This window comes from Chromobacterium amazonense (genome assembly GCF_001855565.1).
Classification (GTDB): Bacteria; Pseudomonadota; Gammaproteobacteria; order Burkholderiales; family Chromobacteriaceae; genus Chromobacterium; species Chromobacterium amazonense.
This window is the reverse complement of sequence record NZ_MKCR01000015.1, coordinates 1-22,051: the sequence shown is the minus strand read 5'-3', so window position 1 is coordinate 22,051 and position 22,051 is coordinate 1. Positions and strand designations below refer to the sequence as shown.

Genomic DNA, 22,051 nt, shown 5'->3' with positions numbered 1-22,051 from the left:
GGGCGGCGCCACCGGCATGATAGGCGACCCGAGCTTCAAAGCCACCGAGCGTAAATTGAACACCCCGGATGTCATTGAAAGCTGGGTGGAGAAGATCCGCAAGCAGGTCGAGCCCTTCCTCAGCTTCGAAGGCGACAATGCGGCCCTGATGGCCAACAATTACGACTGGTTCGGCAAAATGAACGCGCTCGAGTTCCTGCGCGACATCGGCAAGCACTTCTCTGTCAACGCGATGATCAAGAAGGAGGCGGTGCAGCAGCGGATCAACCGCGACGACCAGGGCATCTCCTACACCGAGTTCTCCTACAGCCTGCTGCAGGGTTATGATTTCGCCGAGCTGAACCAGCGGCTGGGCTGCAAGCTGCAGATCGGCGGTTCCGACCAGTGGGGCAATATCACCGCCGGCACGGATCTGACCCGCCGCCTGAACCAGACTCAGGTATTCGGCTTGACCATGCCGCTGGTGACCAAGGCCGACGGCACCAAGTTCGGCAAGACCGAATCCGGCACCATCTGGCTGGACGCCAAGAAGACCTCGCCTTACGCCTTCTACCAGTTCTGGCTGTCCACCGCCGACGCCGACGTGTACAAATTCCTGCGCTACTTTTCTTTCCTGTCGGTGGACGAAATCGCCGCCATCGAAGAGGCCGACAAGACCCGCGAAGGCAAGCCGGAAGGCCAACGCATCCTGGCCGAGCAAGTCACCGAGCTGGTGCACGGCAAGGCGGCGCTGGAAGCGGCCCAACGAATCACGCAAAGCCTGTTCAGCAACGACCTGTCCAGCCTGACCGCCGAGGACTTCGCCCAACTGGCGCAAGATGGCCTGCCGACCATCCAGCTGGACAAGAGCGCCAACGGCCTGATCGACGCGCTGGCGGCCGGCGGCCTGGCCAAGTCCAAGAGCGAGGCGCGCACCTTCATCCAGAGCGGCGCGGTCAGCGTCAACGGCATCAAGGTGGACAGCCTGGAGCACGCCATCGGCGACAATGAACGCCTGTTCGGCCAATACTCGCTGCTCAAGCGCGGCAAGAAGCTGTACGCGCTGGTGGACTGGCAATAAGCCCCTTCTGCCAGCGGAAAACGCGAAGCCCGTCTCATGGACGGGCTTTTTGACGCCTGCCAGCCGAGTTCAAGCCACGCTGAAAGCTTCTCCCGTGGCGAAAAAAGCGCCGCCGGCGATGTAATGCAAGCTGCGCTGCGAAGCGTCGGCGTCTTCAAAATGCCAATGCCCGGCGCGGAACACCGCGTCGTCGGCCTGCGCCGCCACCACTTCGCCGATGAACAAGTCGTAGCGCTGCTGATTATGCGGCTCCGGCACCACCTTGCACTCCAGATAGGCGATGCAGCCCGCCACCCGCGGCGCCGCCACGCGTTGCGCTGGCAACGCCGCCAAACCGCTGGCGGCGAATTTATCATCATCGCGGCCGGTCTCGCTGCCGACCTGCACCACCTGCGCCGCCTGGGCACTGCACGGAATATTGAGTATGAACTCGCCGCTTTGCTCGATCAGCTCGCGGCTATAGGTGGACTTGTCTATCACCACCAGCACCTTGGGCGGATCGAAGTCCAGCGGCATGGCCCAAGCGGCCGCCATCACATTGCGCCGCCCGCCTGCCGCGCTGCTCACAAGCACGGTGGGGCCATGATTCAGCAGCCGGTAGGCCTTGGCCAATTCAACATCCGCCAGCATCGTCGTCTCCGTTTGGGCAAAGAAACGATTCTAGCAGCAATGATCAATGCGCAGCGGCCGAGCCGAGATGGCACATCCGGCTCTGCAAGCCATGGTCGCGGGCCAGGATGTCCTCGAACAGCTTGCTGCGCGCGGCGATATGGTAATTGAAGCGCCAGTCGCGCATCAGATCCACGCCCAGCTCGAAATACTCGGGATCCAGCCGGCACAGACGGCGCAAATCAAACGGCCGTCCCAATTGCAACCCCACCGCCAACTCCACTAATACGGCTACCTGCTCCGGGTCTACCTTACGCTCAAGCATTTGTCTTATTCTTTTTGCCGCGTTCACTGCCATTCCAAAAATAAAGATGACATAAAAAAGTAGCATGAAATAAATATTTCAGTAACTGACATTTAGTGATGTCGATATAAAAAAAGGCCCGGGCGGAACGCGCGGGCCTGTTTGCTATCATGCTCAAGCATCAAGACAGAGGAGATGTCATCGTGATGACACTGCTGTTATAGGCGACAGCTTGCTGCACTGCAAGATGATCGATATCAGAAAATATACATTGCCCCGCTTCCCTGTGGATTGCTGCTGCCGGCAAACCCGATGAACACGCTTCGCCCATAGAAGAAAGGCAGGCCCCAATCAAAATAACCGGCAAACGTTCCAGTCATCGGCGCCGCCAGGCTGGGGAAGGCGGCATAGTTGCTGCTGTTGAGAATGGACGCATTGATCAGCTTGAAGTTGATCGTGCTGCTGCTGCCATTGCTGGCCGACACTTGCGCGCTCAGACTCTGCGTCTGCGGCGACGAAACATTGGGGCAATACCATGTCGACCCGCCTACCGAGCAGGTGGCAACGCTGCCATCGTTGGGGAAGTAAAGAATGTTCGACCCGCTATCCAAGAAGCCGGGATAGCTCTGGCCATTGTAAACCGTGGTGATGGTGAAACCATCGCTGGACACCGGATAAGCCTTGGCCGTGCTGGGGATGGCATTGTTCGATTGCGTAGCGATGCCGAAGGTCAGCGTGCCCTGCGCGGATGGCGCGCCATAGTTGTCTATGCTAGGCAGTTGCAATAAAACGCCATTGTTGTCGCCGGAGAAGGCCGTCACCGGATTGGTCACCTCCTGCGCCAGCGGCACCGCGCCCTGCTGGCAGGTCTGCCCGCTGCACAGATAATAAAGGCCGTTGCTGCTGACAACGGAGCAATTGCTGCAATCTTTTGAGCTCAAGCCCACGCCAAGAATGCCCTTGGCGCCCAATGCCGCCAAGCTGCTTTCATTGCTGCCGGTCGACGAACAGGCCGCCGGCACGGGATAAGGCAAGGCGCCATCGGCGATCACCTGGATCGGCAGGGCGCTAGCTGTCTTTCCTGCAATCTTCACATCGGCAGCACTGACCGCGCCCCAGGTGAAGCCGTCAGCGAACTGGGCGCACTCCATCACCTGCCGGCTCCCGACAGACTGAGTGGGCAGCGCATTTTGCAGCGCCGAAGCCAACACGCGCAGCCCGCTGGAGCCCGTATCGACCAGAACATGGTCTATTGCCGTGCAGGTATTGGTTCTAGGGACGCAAACATTGACCGTCACGTAAGGCAGATTCAACTGCCCCGTCGCGCCGACAGGACCGGAGTCGACAATCATGGCGACGCTGTTGGACGTGGTGCTGCCGCTACTGCCTCCATTGGAGAAGGAGCCGGCATCGCCGCCGCCTCCTCCGCAACCGCTCAGCGACAGGGCAAGGGAAAACAGGCTGACCAGAAGTCTTTTCATGTTCGCTCCCTTTATTTCAATTGATCCGGCGTCACCCCTGCCGGCAATAAGGTGGAGTCATAGGCAAAGCCGTTGAAGGCGCCCATCCGGCCATAAGAATGGACCACAAAACTGCCTACCTGCCCTCTCAGCACATTGCGGCCACTGCGATTATTCCGCTGTGCCTGTTGAAAGGCCGGAAAGTAGTCTCCCAGCAGCGACTGCAAATCAGGATGGGTCTGGCCGCTCCAGGCCACGGCAAACACTGTTCCACCCAGGGAAACATACTGTCGGATCTGCCGTCCGGAGGCATCCAGGCTGTCTTGAACGGCGTAGGCGCCGCCTATGGCGGCGGGACGGGTCGCCAGCAATTTATGCCCGGCGGCAGACGCCGCAGCCGCGTCGAACTTCTGCCCCAAAGCGGCATGCGCGCCCGGCGCCAGCAGTGCCAAGAGAAAAACGAACAAGCAGGGTCTTTTCATTTTCCACCTCTCAGTTATCTGTTTTATCCTGAGCCACGCCGACAAAGCCCGCACTACACATTGAGCATACTAGAAATGCAAACGGCAATCTTGTTAAAAAAAAAGCGGGAGGCTTAAGCCCCCCGCATCCCCTCGTTCAGTCTTCCGCGATTCACGGCCGACCGCACAGCTGCCACATCAACAGAATCAATATGTCATCTCGTCGTGCCGGGTTTCCACCCAGCGCCCGGCGCCCAACGACAACATCAGCAATGCCACCCGCTCATGCACGATCACCGTGTGGGTATTGCCGGAAAACTGCATATAACGGCGCAGGTCTTCCCGCACCTTGCGCGAGCCCGTGACGTCGATGATGATGTCCACCCGGCTGCCCTGCTCGGCGATCTCGATGAAATTGTCGGTCACCGGCACGCCTCTTTCCTTGGCCAGCAATACGCCGGGCAACTGCAGGTCCAGATCCGCCACGCCCACCATCTCGACAAATGGCGCATCCAGCAGCTGCTTCAGCAACGGCGTGCCGGTTTCGCCCACGCCCACCATGCCGATTCTGAACTTTTGCATAAGCACCCCGCCTCTCCATTTATGACTTACAAATAACCAGCATCACTGTAGAGCAAACATGGCGAAACGGAGTTGAGGCAAGTCAAGTCCGGCGCGATGCGGATGCAAATGAAATGGCCCGGCTTGCGCCGGGCCATGATAGGAAAATGCTTGCGGGACTCAATGCAGATTCTGCTGCGACAAAAAGCGCAGATACCCCAGACCTTCCAGCCAGAATCCACCATCGGCCAAGGGGGTGGCGTCGGTCAGGTCGGCAACGGTCAGCACCAGCTCCTGGCCGTCCAGATTCGCCTCCAGCACCACGTCGTCGTCGTCGGAGAACTCTTCCGATACCGAATGGAAGTCCGGCTTGACGAATTGATTGTTGACCTGGATGTAGTCGGACTCATTCAGCAAACGCAGGATGTTCATGATGACCTCCTTGTGATGCGGTGAGGGGAACAAGGTCAAACAGACAGTTGCACTGCGCAAGCCCCGTACCTGATGGCGGCACTGTCAAACTGCCATCACACCGAAAACCTGCATCTACAGCCAACCACGTTCGGCGAACGATTCCGCGTGCCCGCCGGTTACCACGAAATGATCCAGTAACCTGATATCGACCAGTTCCAAAGCGCGCTTGAGCGTATCGGTCAATATTCTATCCGCATTTGAAGGCTCACTGACGCCGGAAGGATGATTGTGCGCCACGATCAGCGCCGCCGCATTGTGCTGCAAAGCCCGCCGCAGCACTTCCCGCGGATATACCCTGGTCTCGGTCAATGTTCCCTTGAATACTTCTTCGACTTCAATCAAACGGTTTTGTGCCGACAAAAATATCACAACAAATGTTTCGACGTCGCGCCGCCCTATGCTCAAACGCAGATAATCCCTCACCTGCCGCGGGCTGGACAGCGCATCGCCCAGCCGCATCGGCTCGGACAAGGCCCGCCGCGCCAACTCCATGCACGCCAACTCCATGCACGCCATCAGCTGCGCGTACTTGGCCTCGCCCAGGCCGGGCTTGGCCTTGAATTGCTCCAGACTGGCGCCCAGCAAACTGGTCAAGGAGCCGAACTCCTGCAGCAGCGACCTGGCCAATTCCACCGCATTGATGCCCTTGACGCCGGTGCGCAGGAAAATGGCCAGCAACTCGGAATCGTTCAGAGTGGCGGCTCCTTGCCGCAATAATTTCTCGCGCGGCCGCTCCGCTTCCGGCCAATGGGCGATCGACATGGCGCATCCCTCTTCTGGCTATAGCATTGTTTGTGTCATCAGGCCAACAAGATAGCAACAAGCAATGACATTAACATGCCATCATTAGACCAGGCCAGAGCCACGTGGTGGACTAAATCCGCTAAAATGGCCAGTTTACGGCTTCGAAGAACCCAACGATGACCGCCAAACGCATTCTCCTCGGCATCAGCGGCGGCATAGCCGCCTACAAGTCCGCCGAGCTGACCCGGCTGCTGGTCAAGGCAGGCCACCAAGTGGAAGTGGTGATGACCGAATCGGCCACCCGCTTCGTCACCCCCGCCACCTTCCAGGCCCTGTCCGGCCACACTGTCTACACCGATCTGTGGGACTCGCGCCCCAGCAACGCCATGGCGCATATCGAATTATCGCGCCGCGCCGATGTGTTCCTGATCGCGCCCGCCACCGCCAACCTGCTGTTCAAGCTGGCGCATGGCGGCTGCGACGATCTGATCTCCACCCTGGCGGCGGCGCGCACCTGCCCGCTGATCGCGGCACCGGCGATGAACCTGCAGATGTGGCAAAACCCGCCCAACCAGCGCAATATCGCCCAGCTGGAAGCGGACGGCGTGACCGTGTTCGGCCCCGGCAACGGCGCCCAGGCCTGCGGAGAAACCGGCGATGGCCGCATGCTGGAGCCGCATCAGATCGTCGAGCTGCTGCGCGGCTTCTTCGCCGACAAACTGCTGGCCGGCAAGAAAGTGCTGCTGACCGCCGGCCCGACTTACGAAGCGATAGACGCGGTGCGCGGCATCACCAATATCAGCTCCGGCAAAATGGGTTACGCGTTGGCGCGCGCCTGCCGCGACGCCGGCGCCGAGGTGACGCTGGTTTCCGGCCCAACCGGCATGGCGGCGCCGATGAATGTGCGCCGCCTGGACGTCCAGAGCGCCGCCGAGATGCAGCAGGCGGTGCTGGCCGAAGTGGGCCGCAGCGACGTGTTCATTTCCGTGGCGGCGGTGGCCGACTACCGGGTGAAAAACCGCAGCGAGCACAAGATCAAGAAAGGCGCCGGCACGCCCGCCATAGAACTGGAAGAGAATCCGGATATCCTGGCCACCGTCGCCAGCCTGCCGGCCGCGCCGTTCTGCGTCGGCTTCGCCGCCGAAAGCCAGAACCTGCTGGAATTCGCAGAGGCCAAGCGCAAGCGCAAGAAACTGCCCATGCTGGTGGCCAACCTCGCCCAGCAGGCGATGGGGGCCGACGACAACCAAGTGGTATTGCTGGACGACGCCGGCCAGCATCCATTGCCCGCCATGCCCAAGGATGACGTGGCCGCCGCCATCGTCCGCCACCTGGCCGCCTTGCTGGCCAAACGCTGAAGAATCAACCATCGGGCGGCTTACCGGCCGCCCCGCATCACAAGGAAACACCATGCAAGCCGTTATCGACGTCAAGATCCTGGACGCGCGCCTGCGCGACAACCTGCCCGCCTACGCCACCTCCGGCTCGGCCGGCTTGGATCTGCGCGCCGCCACCGAAGAGACCATGACCATCCAGCCGGGCGAAACCAAGCTGATCCCCACCGGCATCGCCATCCACCTGAACGATCCGGGCCTGGCCGCCATGCTGCTGCCGCGCTCCGGCCTGGGCCACAAGCACGGCATCGTGCTGGGCAATCTGGTGGGCCTGATCGATTCCGATTACCAGGGCCAGGTTTTCGTCTCGGTCTGGAATCGCGGCCAGGAGCCGTTCCGCCTGGAGCCGCTGGAACGCATCGCCCAGATGGTCATCGTGCCGGTGGTGCAGGTGGGCTTCAATATCGTCGACGACTTCGACGCCTCCGACCGCGGCGCCGGCGGCTTCGGCAGCACCGGCCACGGCTGATTCAGCCCATTCTGAAAATAAAAACCCGGCGCGGGCAGATGCCTGCGCCGGGTTTCTTTTTGCCGACAATCAGGGCAAAACGTTGATGCGATTCAGCTTGGGCACCGCCACCAGCGGCGTGGACTGCAAGTAGCGCTGCATCACATCCACATCCACGCCGCCCACGACGCGGTCGGTGCCCTGCGCCAGCACGGTGAAGCCATCGCCGCCGCCGCCGATGAAGTTGTTGACCTGCACCGTGTAGCGAGCCTTGGGATCAATCGGCACGCCATTGATGGTGATGCTCTTGATGTCCACCTTGCTGCCCACCGGCGCCGACTTGCTCCAGCTGTAGCTGAAACCGGACGAAACCTGCAACATCTTGCCCCTGGCCGGATCGCTCCACTGCTGCTCCAGCAACTGATCGATCTGCTCGCCGGTCAGCTTCATCGTCAGCATGGTGTTGCCGAACGGCTGCACGGTGTAGATCTGCTTGTAGCTGACATTGCCATTGGCGTCCGGGACCAGATCGGCGCGGATGCCGCCCGGATTCATGAAAGCCACCACGGCGCCTTGATCCTTTTTGCCAGCCGCTAGCTGAGAATCGGCAATCACGTCTCCCAAGGTCGTTTCGCCGGCGGCGTTGGCATTGCGAGTCAGGCTGCCACCCAGCTTGCCCACAATGCGCCCTGCCTGATCCGCAGACTTGATCAGATAAAAGCGCACCAAGTCGGTGATATTGGCCAGCGGCTTGATGTCCTGCGTCACCGGACGGTTCACGGCCTGGATCGAGCCGGGGACAAAGGTTTTGCTCGCCGGGTCCAGCTTGAAGTCGATCTCGGTGAACAGCTGGCCGTAATTCTTGGCGCTGGTCACGCGGCGGCCATCGATTTCGCAGTTATAGGCCTGATGCGTGTGGCCAGTCACCACCAGCCCCACCGTCTTGTCCAGCTTCTTGACGATATCGACGATGGGGCCGGAAATGCCCTTGCAATCGTCGAAGGTGCCGGTCTGATAGCCGCCTTCATGCACCACCACGACCGCCGCCGCCACGCCCTGCGCTTTCAGCTTGGGAATCAGCGCATTGACGGTGTCAGCTTCGTCCTTGAAGCTCAACCCCTGGATGCCGGTGGGCGAGACGATGTCAGGCGTGCCTTTCAGCGTCATGCCGATGAAGGCCACCGGGATATTGCCGTATTTCTTGATTTCATAGGCCGGGAACAGGGTGCCGCCATCCGGCTTCTGCACATTGGCCGCCAGGAACTTGAACTTGGCGCCGGCAAAACTGCCGCCATTCTGGCAGGTGGTATCGCCCGCGCCGGGCTTGCAGCCGCCATTCTGCATGCGCAGCAACTCGTCTTGGCCGTCATCGAACTCATGATTGCCCACGGCGTTGATATCCAGACCCAGCAAATTCATCGCTTCGATGGTGGGTTCGTCATGGAACATGCCGGACACCAAGGGGCTGGCGCCGATCAGATCGCCAGCCGACACGACTACCGTATTGGGCGATTTGTCGCGCAGCTGCTTGACCCAGGCCGCCAGGTAATCGACGCCGCCGGCGGGCGTCTTGGCCGTCTTGCTCGGATCTTTCGGGTCTGGCAGCGCCAAGGTGCCGGGGGATTCCAGATTGCCGTGGAAATCGTTGATGGCGACCATCTTGACGGCCACCGGCGCCGCGGCCGGCAACTGTTCATTATTGCTTGCGCCAGGGCGTCCGCTCACGGAGGAAGAGGAATCGGACATGCATCCGCCCAGCGCCAAAGCCAGGCTCAGGCACAGGGTTGTCGGAATCAATTTCATTGCCATGCTCCATTGTGTTTGTTGTGATCCGGCGCGCGCCGCTGCCACGGACATGCGCCAGGCCGTCAACATACACAATCGGCATGAAATTTAAATCAGGAACGGCCAAACAATGGCATGAAATTCCATATTTTTGCAAAAATACCAAAAGAAAACGCCGCGAGACTCGCTCGCGGCGTTTGGCCGCATCCCGGCTCAAGCCGGGATGGAACGGGGAAGCGTCAAGCCAGCAGGTGGTTGTTCAGCTCGCGCATGCCGGCGGACAACATCGCCAGATCCAGCGCACTGAACGACTGCAGCTCGGCGAACATCTGGCCACACACTTCCACGGCAGCCTGGCGCTTGACCAGCCACTGCTCGGCGAAGCCAGCCGCCGCGGCGCTATCCTGCAGCGCCTGACGAGCCAGATCGCGGTGCACGCGGTACAGGTCGTCGCGCAGCGCCGAGCGGGCCAGCGACTGCCAGCGATTGTCGCGCGGCAGGCTGGTGATGGCGTCGCGCAGCCAGTCCAGCTGCAGCGCGCGGCCCAGCTGGAAGTAGTTGGCCGCCACCTGCTCCAGCGCCAGCTTGCTGCCGTCGCTGATTTCGATGATGTCCATCAGCGGCACGGCGTATTCCAGACGCGCCAGCACCTGCTGCAGCGATTGCGGCAGCTTGGCGTGGGCGATCCGGGCCTCCAGCTCGGCCACGCCGGCGTACTGCGCGGACGGCACCAGCTTGGGCAACTGGGCCAGCAGGCCTTGCACCTTGGCGGCGTACTGCTCGATCACCGCGTTGACGGAACCGAACGGACGCTTGTTGCGCAGCAGCCAGCGCGTCGCGCGCTCCACCAGCGTGCGCACCAGCACCATCAGCTGCATCTGCTGATCGGCCGGCACCTTGTTGTCCAGCGCCTCGATCTGGCCCCACAGGCTTTCGGCGTCGAACACGCGGTTGGCGATCCACCAGGCGCGGGCGATGTCGGCCGCGGAGAACGGCGACTCCTCCTGCAGGCGGAACACGAAGGTGGTGCCCATGCGGTTGATGATCTGGTTGGCCAGCTGGTTGGAGATGATCTCGCGGCGCAGCTGATGCTGTTCCATCTGCTTGCCGAAGCGCTGCTGCAGCGGTTTCGGGAAGTAGTTGACCAGCACCGGCAGGAAGTCGCGATCGTCCGGCAGATCGGTAGCCAGGATGGCCTGATCCAGCGAAATCTTGCTATAGGCCAGCAGCACCGCGATCTCCGGGACGGTCAGGCCCTGGCGGGCCAGACGGCGTTCGTTGATTTGGGTTTCCGTCGGCAGGTATTCGATCTCGCGGTTCAGTTCGCCGGTCTTCTCCATGTGCGTGATCATGCGGGCATGGGTGGACAGCATGGAAGCCGCTTCCAGACGCTTGATCGCCAGCACCTGGGTTTGCAGGATGTTGTTGCGCAACACCAGATGGCCCACTTCCTCGGTCATCTCGGCCAACAACTCATTGCGCTGCTTCAGCGTCATGTCGCCGGCCTGCATCACCGCGCCCAGCAGAATCTTGATGTTGACCTCGTGGTCGGAGCAATCGACGCCGGCCGAGTTGTCGATGGCGTCGGTAGCGATGCGGCCGCCGGCCAGCGCGAACTCCACACGGCCCAGCTGGGTGCACGTCAGATTGCCGCCTTCGGCCACCACGCGCGCCTGCAGCTGGTTGCCGTTGACGCGCACCGGATCATTGGCGCGGTCGCGGGCGTCGGCGTGGCTCTGGCTGGAGGCCTTGATGTAGGTGCCGATGCCGCCGTTGTACAGGAGATCGATCTTGGCCTTGAGGATCTCGTGGATCAGCTCGTTCGGCGCCATGTGGTCCTTGTCGGTTTCCAGCCACGCCTTCACTTCCGGCGACAGCGGGATGGACTTGGCGCTGCGCTCGAAGATGCCGCCGCCCTTGGAGATCAGCTCGCGGTTGTAATCGGCCCAGCTGGAACGCGGCAGATTGAACAGGCGAGCGCGCTCGGCGAAGCTCTTCTTCGCGTCGGGCGTCGGGTCCAGGAAGATGTGCAGGTGGTTGAACGCCGCCTTCAGGCAGATGTGCTCGGACAGCAGCATGCCGTTGCCGAACACGTCGCCGGCCATGTCGCCGATGCCGATCACGGTGAAGTCCTGCTCCTGGGTGTTGACGCCCAGATGGCGGAAGTGGCGCTTCACCGACTCCCAGGCGCCGCGGGCGGTGATGCCCATGCCCTTGTGGTCGTAGCCGGCGGAGCCGCCGGAGGCGAAGGCGTCGCCCAGCCAGAAGCCGTAGGATTCGGAAATGCCGTTGGCGATGTCGGAGAAGGTCGCCGTGCCCTTGTCGGCCGCCACCACCAGGTACGGATCGTCCGGATCCAGGCGGCGCACGTCCTTCGGCGGCACGATCTGGCCAGTCACCAGATTGTCCGTCACGTCCAACAGCGCGGAGATGAAGATCTTGTAGCAGGCGATGCCCTCGGCCAGGAAGGCCTCGCGCTCGCTCGGCGCCGGCAGCTGCTTGCCGACGAAACCGCCCTTGGAGCCCATCGGCACGATCACCGAGTTCTTCACCATCTGCGCCTTGACCAGGCCCAGCACCTCGGTGCGGAAGTCTTCCATGCGGTCGGACCAGCGCAGGCCGCCGCGCGCGACCTTGGAGCCGCGCAGGTGCACGCCTTCGACGCGCGGGCTGTACACCCAGATTTCAAACAGCGGACGCGGCTGCGGCAGGAACGGGATCTGGTTGGACTCCAGCTTGAACGAGATGTAGGACTTGAAGTGGCCGTCTTCCGCCTTCTGCCAGAAGTTGGTGCGGCGGGTGGCCAGGATCACGGCCAGGAAGCCGTTGAGGATGCGGTCTTCGTCCAGATTGGCCACGGCGTCCAGCATGCCGCGCACGGCGGCCAACAACAGCTCGGCCTTTTCGTCTTCGAAGTTCACCGGGTCCAGGCGAGCGTAGAACAGCTCCACCAGGCTGCGGGTGATGGCCGGGTAATTGGCCACGCACTGCTCGATATAAGCTTGGCTGAAGGTCAGGCCGCCCTGGCGCAGATACTTGGCCAGCGCGCGGATCAGGGAGATTTCGCGCCAATCCAGGCCGGCCACCAGCGCCAGGCGGTTGAAGCCGTCGTTTTCGCAGCGCTTGGCGAACACTTGGGACAGCAGCTCCTGGAAGTCGTGCTGCACCTGGTCCTGCGCCATCTGCTCGCCGAAGCCGCCGACATCGAGGCCGAAGTCGCTGATCCACACCTGGCTGCCATCGACGCGCTTGACGCAGTACGGATGCTCGTCGCGCACCTTGACGCCCATATTTTCCAGAATCGGCAGGCTGGCGGACAGGCCCAGCGGCTCGCTTTCGCGGAACAGCTTCAAATTGAAGGCCGCGCCGGTGCGGTGGAAGGGGCGGTACAGCTTCATGGCCAGCGGCTGCTCAGGGTTCAGCGCCTCCAGTTGCTGGATGTCCAACACGGCGTTGCGCACCGCGAATTCCTCTCGGTAGGCAACCGGGAAACCTTCCTTGTAGCGATTGAACAAGCCGTTGCCGCGCTCTTCGCCGTAGGCCTCCACCAGTTGCTGATGCAGCTCCTCCACCCAGCCGCGCACCAGGCGCGCGATTTCGGCTTCGATATCGCCCTCATGGAATTCCGGCAGCTTGGGCGCATTGGTGCGGATGATGTAGTGAACGCGGGCCAGGGTGCCGTCGCCGATCTGCACGCTGAACTCGGCGCTGGCGCCGTCGAAGGCGTTCATCAGCACTTTTTCGATCTTCAGCCGCACTTCGGTGCTGAAGCTGTCGCGCGGGACATACACCAGGCAGCTGACATAGCGATGGTAGCGGTCGGCGCGCACGAACAGGCGCACGCGCGGGCGTTCCTGCAGGCTGACGATGCCCTCGGCAATCGGACCGAGCACTTCGGCCGGAATTTCGAACAATTCGTCGCGCGGGTAGCTTTCCAGCACGAAGCCGAGCGTCTTGGACTTGTAGCTGTCATCGACGAAGTCGCAGCTCTTGACCACGCTGGCCACCTTCTGGCGCAGGATGGGCACGTCCTTCGGCGACGTCTGATAGGCGCTGGCGGTGTAAAGGCCGAGGAAGCGGCGCTCGCCAATCACTTCGCCCTTGTCGTTGAAGCGCTTGATGCCGACGAAGTCGACATAGGCCGGACGGTGGATGATGGAGCGGGTTTGCGATTTGTTCAGGATGATCAGCTGCGGCAGGTGCGCCAGTTCGCGCAATTCCTGCGGCAGCTGTTCGAAGCTGGCGGAATACTCTTTGTCGCCCTGATCCTGCAGGATGCCCAGGCCGGAGTCCTTGACGATGCGCAGGCTGTCCTTGCCGTCGCGCTTGACCAGGTCATAGTCGCAATAACCCATGAACAGGAAATTGCGCTCGGCCATCCACTCCAGGAAAGCCACGGCCTCTTTGGCTTCGGCGGCGCGTTCGCCCTTCAGCTTAGACAAGTCCTTGCTGATGCCGGCGAGCGTTTCGCGCATCTTGGGTTCATCGCGCACCACCAGGCGGATGTCGGCCAGCACGCGCTTCAGCTCGGCTTCCAGCTTGGCCAGCAGCGCGGCGTCGCTGATGCGGTCGATCTGCACGTGGATGAACGACTCCAACGGCAGACTGCGGTCTTCGGTGCGCTTGACGGCGCTCATCACGCCGCTCTTGTCGCGGGCCACCGACAGCACCGGATGCACCAACAGGTGCAGATTGAGGTTATAGCGCGACAGCAGCATGGTGATCGAGTCGATCAGGAACGGCATGTCGTCGTTCACCACTTCGATCACCGTGTGGGTGCTTTGCCAGCCGTCGCGTTCGAAATCGGGGTTGTAGATGCGGCACTTGACCTGGCCGGCAGAGCGTTTGCCGGCGAACTCGTAATGCGCCATTGCGGCACCGAACAGGTCGAGCGAGGAGAACTGCCGCAGGTCGGCGTGTTCAGTCTCTTCGAAGTAGCTCGGGAAGAAGGCGGCGAGTTGTTGGGTCTCCTGGGAAGAAAGCTTGCTCTCGGCTACAGCCTGGATATCTGCGATCAGGCTGGCCAGTTCAGTCTTGTTGGTAAGCGACATTTAGCTTCTCTTGTTGTGAGCAGGGAGGTTGTCGGGGCATTGTAGATAGCGGCACCCATACCGGATTTCCTGAATGCGACATCGGCTTACATAAAACGCGCAAGCCGTATTCCGCCGGCAACAACACGGGGGCATAAGCAGGCCGGAAATCCAGGCCATACATTACAGCAAAGCGACGGCCAGTTACACAAAGACCATCGCACCGCGCATTGTAGCCAATCAGGCAAAACATTCATAACCCATTGATTTTTATGATATTTCCATTTTTCAGGAAAAGTAAGGTAGAATGTGCGCACTTGCTTATGGGTATTGACCAATTCCGCCACTTGTTGTTCACAAGCGCGGCAGATAAAGGCCAGCCAGCAAGACAAGACGACCCGGATCGGAACAATAACGTCGGCTCCGCTGCGGGGTTTACAAGCCAGTCGTCGCGCAGGCGCCTGCCGACGGCCAAAATAAGAGAAGTAGAAGCAACATCATGAAAAAAGCCCTGATTGCAAGCGCCAGCTTCGCCCTGATCGCCTCCCTGTCCGCCCAGGCGGAAACCGTCCGCTTCGGCATCGACCTCAACTACCCGCCTTTCTCCAAGCAAGGCGCCGACGGCAAGCCGCAGGGCTTCGACATCGACATGGCCTACGCGCTCTGCAAGCAAATGAAAGTCACCTGCCAGATCGTGCCGCAAGACTGGGACGGCCTGATCCCGGCGCTGAACGCCAACAAGTTCGACGCCATCATCTCCTCGATGCAGATCACCCCGGAACGCCAAAAGGCCGTGGACTTCACCGGCAAGTACTACAACATCGCCAGCCGCCTGGTGGCCAAGGATGGCACCAAGGTAGACGCCTCCAGCTTCAAGGGCAAGAAGATCGGCGTGCTGCGCGCCTCCACCCAGGAAAAATTCGCCAAGGACTTCTGGGGCAAGAACGGCGCCACCATCGTGCCGTACGCCAAGTCGCCTGAATCGTTCCTGGACCTGAAGTCCGGCCGCGTCGACGCCGTGTTCGTGGACGGCGCCGTGGGCGAGGGCGAATTCCTGAAGACGCCGCAAGGCAAGGGCTATGCCTTCGTCGGCCCGAACTACTCCGACGTCAAGTACTTCGGCCTGGGCGCCGGCATTGCCGTGAAGAAGGGCAACAAGGCTCTGCTCGACCGTCTGAACAAGGCCATTGAGGCCGTGCGCAAGGACGGCAGCTACAAGAAGGTTGAGGAAAAGTACTTCAGCTTCGACGTCTACGGCGGCTAATCCCCGCTCCCAGGCAGGCGCGCCCCGCGCGCCTGCTCCCGCAATCCCCTCTTCTGAGATTGCCCATGTTTTTGCAAGGTTACCTTCCCAGCATTCTGGAAGGCACGGCGCTGACGCTGAAGCTCGCCGGCTCCGCGCTGGCCGTTTCCATCGCGCTCGGCCTGATCGGCGCGCTGTTCAAATCCACCTCGTCGCGAGCCTTGACGCTGCTGGCCGAATGCTATTCCACCGTGGTGCGCGGCATTCCCGATCTGGTGTGGATGTTCCTGCTGTTTTTCGGCGCGCAGATGGCGCTCAATGACATCTGCGGCCGTTTCGGCTGGCAGGCGCCCAATATTGACCCGTTCATCGCCGGCGTCGCCACTCTGGGCTTCATTTTCGGCGCTTACATGACCGAAACCTTCCGCGGCGCGATGATGGCGGTGCACAAGGGCCAGATGGAAGCCGGCCTGGCTTACGGCATGTCCCCGCTGCGCGTGTTCTTCCGCATCCAGCTGCCGCAGATGGTGCGCTACGCCCTGCCCAGCTTCTCCAACAACTGGCTGGTGCTGGTCAAATCCACCGCCCTGGTATCCGTCATCGGCCTCAATGACGTGATGTACCGGGCCGATGCCGCCAAATCGGCCACCCAGCAGCCGTTCGACGTCTATATCGTCGTCGGCGCGTTGTTCCTCTGCATTACCGGCGTGTCCAATCTGCTCTTGCACTGGACTGAAAAACGCTACTCGATGGGCACCAAGGAGAGCGGGCTGTGATCGATCCGAAACTGATTATCGAACGCTTGCCGGAATTCTTCGGCGCGCACGACGGCGGCCCCATGCTGTCGTCAACCGACGGCCTGATCATGACGCTGCAGTTGCTGGGCCTGTCGCTGCTATTGGGTCTGATGCTGGCCATCCCGCTGGCCGTGGCGCGCACGGCCAAGAACCGCGCGCTGTCCGGCGCCGTCTGGCTGTTTGGCTACGTATTCCGCGGCACGCCGCTGTTGGTGCAGCTGTTCATCATCTACTACGGCTTGGCGCAGTTCGACTGGATACGCGACAGCTGGGCCTGGCAATACCTGCAAAACGCCTATGTCTGCGCTATCCTGGCCTTCACGCTGAACACCGCGGCCTATACCACGGAGATCATCGCCGGTCAGATCCGCAATACCCACTGGGGAGAAATCGAAGCCGCACGCTCGGTCGGCATGAGCCAATGGCTGATGCTGCGGCGCATTGTGCTGCCGTCGGCGCTGCGCCGCGCGCTGCCGGCCTACAGCAACGAAGTGATCATGATGCTGCAGAGCACCGCCATCGCCGGCCTGGTGACGCTGGCCGACCTGACTGGCGTGGCGCGCCGCATCTACAGCGAAAGCTATATGCCGTTCGAGCCGTTTTTCACCGCCGCCGTGATCTACCTGGCGCTGACCTTTGCCCTGGTCTGGCTGATGAAGCGCGCGGAGCGGCGCTATCTGGCTTTTCTGGGACCGAGAAAGCAATAAGCCGCTGGTGACAATTGCTGCCCGGCATTTGAAATAAATCGTACAATGCAGGCAAGACAAGCCGCCATGCCAGGCTCCCTGACATGGCGGCATTTTTGCCAACCTTACCTGCCGCTCAGACATGGCTCACACGCCTCAAACCGCCAAACCGTTGCGCTTCGGCTTCTTGCTGCTTCCCCACGCCTCGATGGCTGATTTCGCCAGCGCCTCCGAGGTGCTCAACCACGCCAATCTGCTCGCGGAGAAAAAGCTTTACGAAACCCTGCTGCTATCGCTGGACGGCGGGCAAGTGCAGCTTTCCAACGGCATCAAGCTGGCGGTGGACCTGCCGTTGTCGTACGCGCCGAAACTGGACTATCTGGTGATCCTGGCCGACGAGATCGGCAGCGATTTCGCGTTGGAGGAACTGAGCAAGGGCATGTCCAGCATCAACGCCGACAAGATGACGCTGGCCGGCATCGGCTGCGGCAGTTATTGGCTGGCGCGGGCAGGCCTCCTGGCCGGACAGCGCGCCACGATACACTGGCGCGAAATCGCCCGGCTGACTGAAGAGTTTCCCGATGTGATCGTGACGTCCAATCTGTACGAAAGCGAGGGACGCTGTCTCAGCTGCGCCGGCGGGGCCGCTACCTTTGATTTCATGCTGGACCTGGTTGGCAGGCAACAGGGGCACGAGTTCATCGCCCAATTGTCCGAGCTGTTCAGCATGGAACGCATCCGGCCCGGCAACGAACGCCAGCGCATTCCGCTGGCCACCCGCATCGGCGGCAGCCAGCCCAAGCTGACCGAGGCGGTTAGCCTGATGGAAGCCAATATCGAGGAACCGCTGTCCACGGACGACATCGCCTACTATGTCGGCGTCTCCCGACGCCAGTTGGAGCGGCTGTTCAAACAATACCTGGGCACCGTGCCGTCCAAATACTATCTGGAATTGCGTTTGAGCCGGGCGCGTCAATTGCTGCTGCAAACCAGCAAGTCCATCGTGCAGATCGGGCTGGCTTGCGGCTTCTCCAGCGGACCGCACTTCTCCAGCACCTATCGCAACCATTTCAACATCACGCCGCGCGAAGAGCGCGCGCAACGCACTCAGATAGGCAACCGCGCTAGCTGAGCTGGCGCTCGGCCTGCAAAGCCAAGGGCAGCTCGATGCGGAAGCAGGCGCCGCTGGCCGGAATGTTTTCCGCCGAGATCAAGCCGCCGTATTGCTCGACTATGGTCTGGCAGATCGACAAGCCCAAGCCCATGCCATGCGGCTTGGTGGAGAAAAACGGGTGGAACAGCACTTCCAGCAAGTCCGGCGTAATGCCGCGCCCGGTATCCCGCACCTCCAGAATGCCCTTTTTGCCTTCCCGGCGGGTGTGGACGATGACATGGCGTTTCAAGGCCGGCTCGTCTTTCAAGGCATCCATGGCATTGGACAGCAGGTTCAACACCACCTGCTCCAGCTGGATGCTGTCCGCCATCACCGGAATCGAATAGCCCGATAGCAGCTGGACCACTTCAATGCCGCGCTCGCGAAGATCATACTCCGCCAGGAACATGCAGTTGCCCACTACTTGATTGATATCGATCAGCCGCGTTTCGATGGCCCGCTTGCTGACCAGCGCGCGCAGCCGCTTGATGATTTCTCCGGCGCGCCCGGCCTGCGCCACCGCCAGCTTCAAGGCGGAATTGACTTGCGGCGGCGCATCCTCCACCCCATCCAGCAATTGGATGGCGGCTTGGCAATAGTTGGAGATAGCCGTCAATGGTTGATTCAGCTCATGGGCGATGCCGGACGCCATCTCGCCCATGGTATGCAGGCGCGCCACGTGCGACAGCTTTTCCAGGTGCTCCTTGACGCGGGTTTCGCTGGCCTCCAGCGCTGCCGCGGTCCTTTGCCGCAGCGGCCCCATATCGCGCAGCGCGCACACCACGCCTATCTGCACCCCGTCCCGCGACATCAACGGCGCGATGCCGCCCTCCACCGAATGCACTTTGCCGCGTGCCGTGGTCAGCTGCATGCGCTCCGCCAGCTCTACTGCCTGCCCGGTACGGAAGCACTCGCTGATGGGATCCTCGGAAAACTCCGCGGCCAACTCGCCCATCAAGCGGAATACTTCATGACATGGCAGGCCAAGCACCTCATCGGCAGGCATCTCCACCAGTTGCAGGGCCATGGGATTAGCCATCTCGATCCGACGATCCTGCCGCAGAATCACCACACCATCGTGTATGGCATTCAAGGTCACGGACGCGCGCTCGCTCTGCAGGAACAGCTCCTCATCGGCCTGGCTGCGCTCTCGGCGCAAGGCGACGCGCTGGGAATAAATCAGCGCCGCAGCGGACAACAGCAAGGCAATGAAAACCTCTCTGAGCAACAGCGGCAACAACGCCAGATCATTGAGGCGAATATCCTGCTCGACGCCCAGAACAAAAGGCTGCGCTTCGCTGTTCAGCGGCAAACGCAGCGTCAAGCGCGTTATCTTGGGCCACCAATCATGATCCCCATCCCTATGCAAGCGCTGGTACAGCGGCTCGCCCCCCGCGCGGCCATCCCGCGGCAACAAGGACAAGTCCAAGCCGGCAGGCAAGGCTTGGTCTTCAGGCAACTGCAGCAGCCGGTCGCAAAACACCACCAAGGCCACCACGCCTGCAAGATCGCGGCCGCGGCCCTGACGCGCCTCCCCGGCCGACTCTCGATACAGCGATTGCATCAGCAGATAGGCTCGCCCGCCGCCGTCATATAATTCGAATGGACGTGACGAAACCTTCTGCCCGCTTGTCACCGCCCGTTTCAACTCGGCGGAAAAATGCGGATCGCCCAGCATGTCATAACCGTAGACCGGGCTGAAGGCCGGCAGATCCGGCTCGATCATGGATACGATCAACGCCTGGGGCCTGACCGGAGCGGGCTGCCAATTGCGCTTACCTCCCGCGCCGTAGTCGCGGATGTAAAAAGTTTCCCCAAACCGTTCCTCCATACTGCGCAGAAACATAGGGCGCGCTTCTTGCGTGACATTCTGCAGGAACTGGATGGCGTACAACTGCTGATAGCGCGGCAACATTTCCCGCGCAAAGGCGCTGAGCGCAGGCGCGTCCAACTGCTCATGAGAAATGAGAAGAGCATTGATCGCGGACAGCACGGACTCGTTCTGGTCAAGCCTGCGCGCGACACCCGCATAAGCTTGATGAGCCGCTTGCTCGAAACCGTCCTGCAGACGGCGGTACTCCCCGCCCCCCCACTGGGCCAATACCCACAAACTGCTGAGCAACCAGAGCGCGCCAAACAGAAGCCACTCGCGACCTTTGAATTTACTCAAGACCCGCCCCGAATTCATATGACATCATGAATGATATGCTTTGCATAAAACATTCGCCGGGCATTTTCACAAAAAGACGCCATATTCGCAACGCAAGTCAAACTGACAACGCTGGCAACCACTTCCTGAGTCAGACTCGCATCAATAGCAAAGCCCCGCCGGGGTCTGGTCGGGGCGGGTGTCGCGCATTCGGCGCGCGCAAAGCGCAAAGCCCAGCTCGTGTGAGCTGGGCTTTGTCGTATGGGGCGTCTGGCGGTGTCCTACTTTCACATGGCGAATGCCACACTATCATCGGCGCTAAGGCGTTTCACGATCCTGTTCGGGATGGGAAGGCGTGGGACCACCTCGCTAAGGCCACCAGACATAAACTGTACAAACTGCAAGAAGCCTGAACCAGAGTCGCTCTCTGATTCTGAATATTCGGTATTTGATGTTCTTCGCACATCCACTCTCGTCACTTAGCCTCGCTAAGCCACTCAAATGATAGGATCAAGCCTCACGAGCAATTAGTATCGGTTAGCTTCACGCCTCACAGCGCTTCCACACCCGACCTATCAACGTCCTGGTCTCGAACGACTCTTCAGGGAGGTCAAGCCTCCAGGGAAGTCTCATCTTCAGGCAAGTTTCCCGCTTAGATGCTTTCAGCGGTTATCTCTTCCGCACTTAGCTACCCGGCGATGCGACTGGCGTCACAACCGGTACACCAGAGGTGCGTCCACTCCGGTCCTCTCGTACTAGGAGCAGCCCCCGTCAAACTTCCAACGCCCACTGCAGATAGGGACCAAACTGTCTCACGACGTTTTGAACCCAGCTCACGTACCACTTTAAATGGCGAACAGCCATACCCTTGGGACCGGCTACAGCCCCAGGATGTGATGAGCCGACATCGAGGTGCCAAACACCGCCGTCGATGTGAACTCTTGGGCGGTATCAGCCTGTTATCCCCGGAGTACCTTTTATCCGTTGAGCGATGGCCCTTCCATTCAGAACCACCGGATCACTATGTCCTGCTTTCGCACCTGCTCGACTTGTCGGTCTCGCAGTTAAGCTACCTTTTGCCATTGCACTATCAGCACGATTTCCGACCGTACCTAGGTAACCTTCGAACTCCTCCGTTACACTTTGGGAGGAGACCGCCCCAGTCAAACTGCCTACCATGCACTGTCCCCAATCCGGATCACGGACCAAGGTTAGAACCTCAAAGGAGTCAGGGTGGTATTTCAAGGTCGGCTCCACCAGAACTAGCGTCCTGGCTTCTTAGCCTCCCACCTATCCTACACAAACCACTTCAAAGTCCAATGCAAAGCTACAGTAAAGGTTCACGGGGTCTTTCCGTCTAGCAGCGGGGAGATTGCATCTTCACAAACACTTCAACTTCGCTGAGTCTCAGGAGGAGACAGTGTGGCCATCGTTACGCCATTCGTGCGGGTCGGAACTTACCCGACAAGGAATTTCGCTACCTTAGGACCGTTATAGTTACGGCCGCCGTTTACCGGGGCTTCGATCAAGAGCTTGCACCCCATCACTTAACCTTCCGGCACCGGGCAGGCGTCACACCGTATACGTCCACTTTCGTGTTGGCACAGTGCTGTGTTTTTGTTAAACAGTCGCAGCCACCGATTCTCTGCGACCTCTCAAAGCTTCGAACGCGAAGTCCTACACTCTAAGAGGC

At 60.8% G+C, this 22,051-nt stretch carries 18 protein-coding genes and 2 rRNA genes; 8 read left to right on the top strand and 12 right to left on the bottom strand.

Annotation, left to right across the window (positions count from 1 at the left end; all coding sequences use genetic code 11):
- Positions 1–1,060, top strand: a 1,060-nt coding sequence (tyrS, locus tag BI343_RS08870) for a tyrosine--tRNA ligase (protein ID WP_071109437.1), incomplete at its 5' end; no start/stop codon positions are given.
- Positions 1,061–1,129: 69 nt separating this feature from the next.
- On the opposite strand, the gene BI343_RS08865 is transcribed toward tyrS, so the two are convergent.
- The 7 genes from BI343_RS08865 to radC all read right to left on the bottom strand — a co-directional run bounded on the left by BI343_RS08865 (position 1,130) and on the right by radC (position 5,691).
- A complete protein-coding gene (locus BI343_RS08865; RefSeq protein ID WP_071109435.1) occupies positions 1,130–1,690 on the bottom strand; it encodes a flavin reductase family protein in 561 nt (186 codons plus the stop codon).
- 43 nt (positions 1,691–1,733) lie between these two features.
- A complete protein-coding gene (locus tag BI343_RS08860) occupies positions 1,734–1,994 on the bottom strand; it encodes a hypothetical protein (RefSeq protein WP_139165687.1) in 261 nt (86 codons plus the stop codon).
- Positions 1,995–2,230: 236 nt separating this feature from the next.
- On the bottom strand, positions 2,231–3,454 hold the full coding sequence (locus BI343_RS08855; protein WP_071109433.1) for a DUF3443 domain-containing protein: 1,224 nt from the start codon (positions 3,452–3,454) through the stop codon (positions 2,231–2,233).
- A gap of 11 nt (positions 3,455–3,465) precedes the next feature.
- Positions 3,466–3,915, bottom strand: coding sequence for a DUF2844 domain-containing protein (locus BI343_RS08850; RefSeq protein WP_071109432.1), 450 nt, complete (start codon positions 3,913–3,915; stop codon positions 3,466–3,468).
- 186 nt (positions 3,916–4,101) lie between these two features.
- Positions 4,102–4,476, bottom strand: a complete 375-nt coding sequence (locus tag BI343_RS08845) for a Gfo/Idh/MocA family oxidoreductase (RefSeq protein WP_043626038.1) — start codon at positions 4,474–4,476, stop codon at positions 4,102–4,104.
- A 159-nt stretch (positions 4,477–4,635) separates the two neighbouring features.
- Positions 4,636–4,887, bottom strand: a complete 252-nt coding sequence (locus tag BI343_RS08840) for a hypothetical protein (protein ID WP_043626035.1) — start codon at positions 4,885–4,887, stop codon at positions 4,636–4,638.
- 114 nt (positions 4,888–5,001) lie between these two features.
- A complete protein-coding gene (gene radC, locus BI343_RS08835) occupies positions 5,002–5,691 on the bottom strand; it encodes a RadC family protein (RefSeq protein ID WP_071109431.1) in 690 nt (229 codons plus the stop codon).
- A 158-nt stretch (positions 5,692–5,849) separates the two neighbouring features.
- On the opposite strand from radC, the gene coaBC reads away from it, so the two are divergent.
- Together coaBC and dut are read left to right on the top strand one after the other, a co-directional pair.
- Positions 5,850–7,031: a bifunctional phosphopantothenoylcysteine decarboxylase/phosphopantothenate--cysteine ligase CoaBC gene (gene coaBC, locus BI343_RS08830; protein WP_071109430.1), complete on the top strand. Its 1,182-nt coding sequence runs from the start codon at positions 5,850–5,852 to the stop codon at positions 7,029–7,031.
- A gap of 52 nt (positions 7,032–7,083) precedes the next feature.
- Positions 7,084–7,536: a dUTP diphosphatase gene (gene dut / locus BI343_RS08825; protein ID WP_071109429.1), complete on the top strand. Its 453-nt coding sequence runs from the start codon at positions 7,084–7,086 to the stop codon at positions 7,534–7,536.
- 69 nt (positions 7,537–7,605) lie between these two features.
- Here dut and BI343_RS08820 read toward each other — a convergent pair whose 3' ends face one another.
- Both BI343_RS08820 and BI343_RS08815 read right to left on the bottom strand, forming a co-directional pair.
- Positions 7,606–9,318 (bottom strand): bifunctional metallophosphatase/5'-nucleotidase, encoded by a 1,713-nt coding sequence (locus BI343_RS08820; RefSeq protein ID WP_071109428.1) that lies wholly within the window; start codon positions 9,316–9,318, stop codon positions 7,606–7,608.
- 221 nt (positions 9,319–9,539) lie between these two features.
- Positions 9,540–14,351 carry an NAD-glutamate dehydrogenase gene (locus BI343_RS08815; RefSeq protein WP_071109427.1) on the bottom strand — a complete coding sequence of 1,604 codons (4,812 nt, stop codon included), beginning with the start codon at positions 14,349–14,351 and terminating at the stop codon, positions 9,540–9,542.
- A 478-nt stretch (positions 14,352–14,829) separates the two neighbouring features.
- Here BI343_RS08815 and BI343_RS08810 point away from each other — a divergent pair, with 478 nt between their 5' ends.
- The 4 genes from BI343_RS08810 (at position 14,830) to BI343_RS08795 (ending at position 18,188) form a co-directional block, all read left to right on the top strand.
- Entirely contained in the window at positions 14,830–15,594 is a 765-nt protein-coding gene (locus tag BI343_RS08810; RefSeq protein WP_071109426.1) for an ABC transporter substrate-binding protein, read from the top strand.
- A 65-nt stretch (positions 15,595–15,659) separates the two neighbouring features.
- The gene (locus BI343_RS08805) at positions 15,660–16,349 is read left to right on the top strand and encodes an ABC transporter permease (RefSeq protein ID WP_071109425.1); all 690 of its coding nucleotides are present in this window, start codon (positions 15,660–15,662) and stop codon (positions 16,347–16,349) included.
- A complete protein-coding gene (locus BI343_RS08800; RefSeq protein WP_083340883.1) occupies positions 16,346–17,077 on the top strand; it encodes an ABC transporter permease in 732 nt (243 codons plus the stop codon). Before BI343_RS08805 ends, BI343_RS08800 begins: the two co-directional genes overlap by 4 nt.
- 121 nt (positions 17,078–17,198) lie before the next feature.
- Positions 17,199–18,188 (top strand): GlxA family transcriptional regulator, encoded by a 990-nt coding sequence (locus tag BI343_RS08795; RefSeq protein WP_043626009.1) that lies wholly within the window; start codon positions 17,199–17,201, stop codon positions 18,186–18,188.
- Here the strand turns inward: BI343_RS08795 and BI343_RS08790 are convergent.
- On the bottom strand, positions 18,181–20,124 hold the full coding sequence (locus BI343_RS08790; protein WP_244886602.1) for an ATP-binding protein: 1,944 nt from the start codon (positions 20,122–20,124) through the stop codon (positions 18,181–18,183). The two genes, BI343_RS08795 and BI343_RS08790, sit on opposite strands and share 8 nt — an antisense overlap.
- On the opposite strand from BI343_RS08790, the gene BI343_RS20785 reads away from it, so the two are divergent.
- Positions 20,068–20,409, top strand: a complete 342-nt coding sequence (locus BI343_RS20785; RefSeq protein ID WP_169828997.1) for a hypothetical protein — start codon at positions 20,068–20,070, stop codon at positions 20,407–20,409. The genes BI343_RS08790 and BI343_RS20785 overlap by 57 nt on opposite strands.
- Positions 20,410–20,626: 217 nt before the next feature.
- Here BI343_RS20785 and rrf read toward each other — a convergent pair.
- Both rrf and BI343_RS08780 read right to left on the bottom strand, forming a co-directional pair.
- Positions 20,627–20,741: ribosomal RNA gene (gene rrf, locus BI343_RS08785) — 5S ribosomal RNA — on the bottom strand.
- 123 nt (positions 20,742–20,864) lie between these two features.
- Positions 20,865–22,051: ribosomal RNA gene (locus tag BI343_RS08780) — 23S ribosomal RNA — on the bottom strand; the annotation flags it as partial.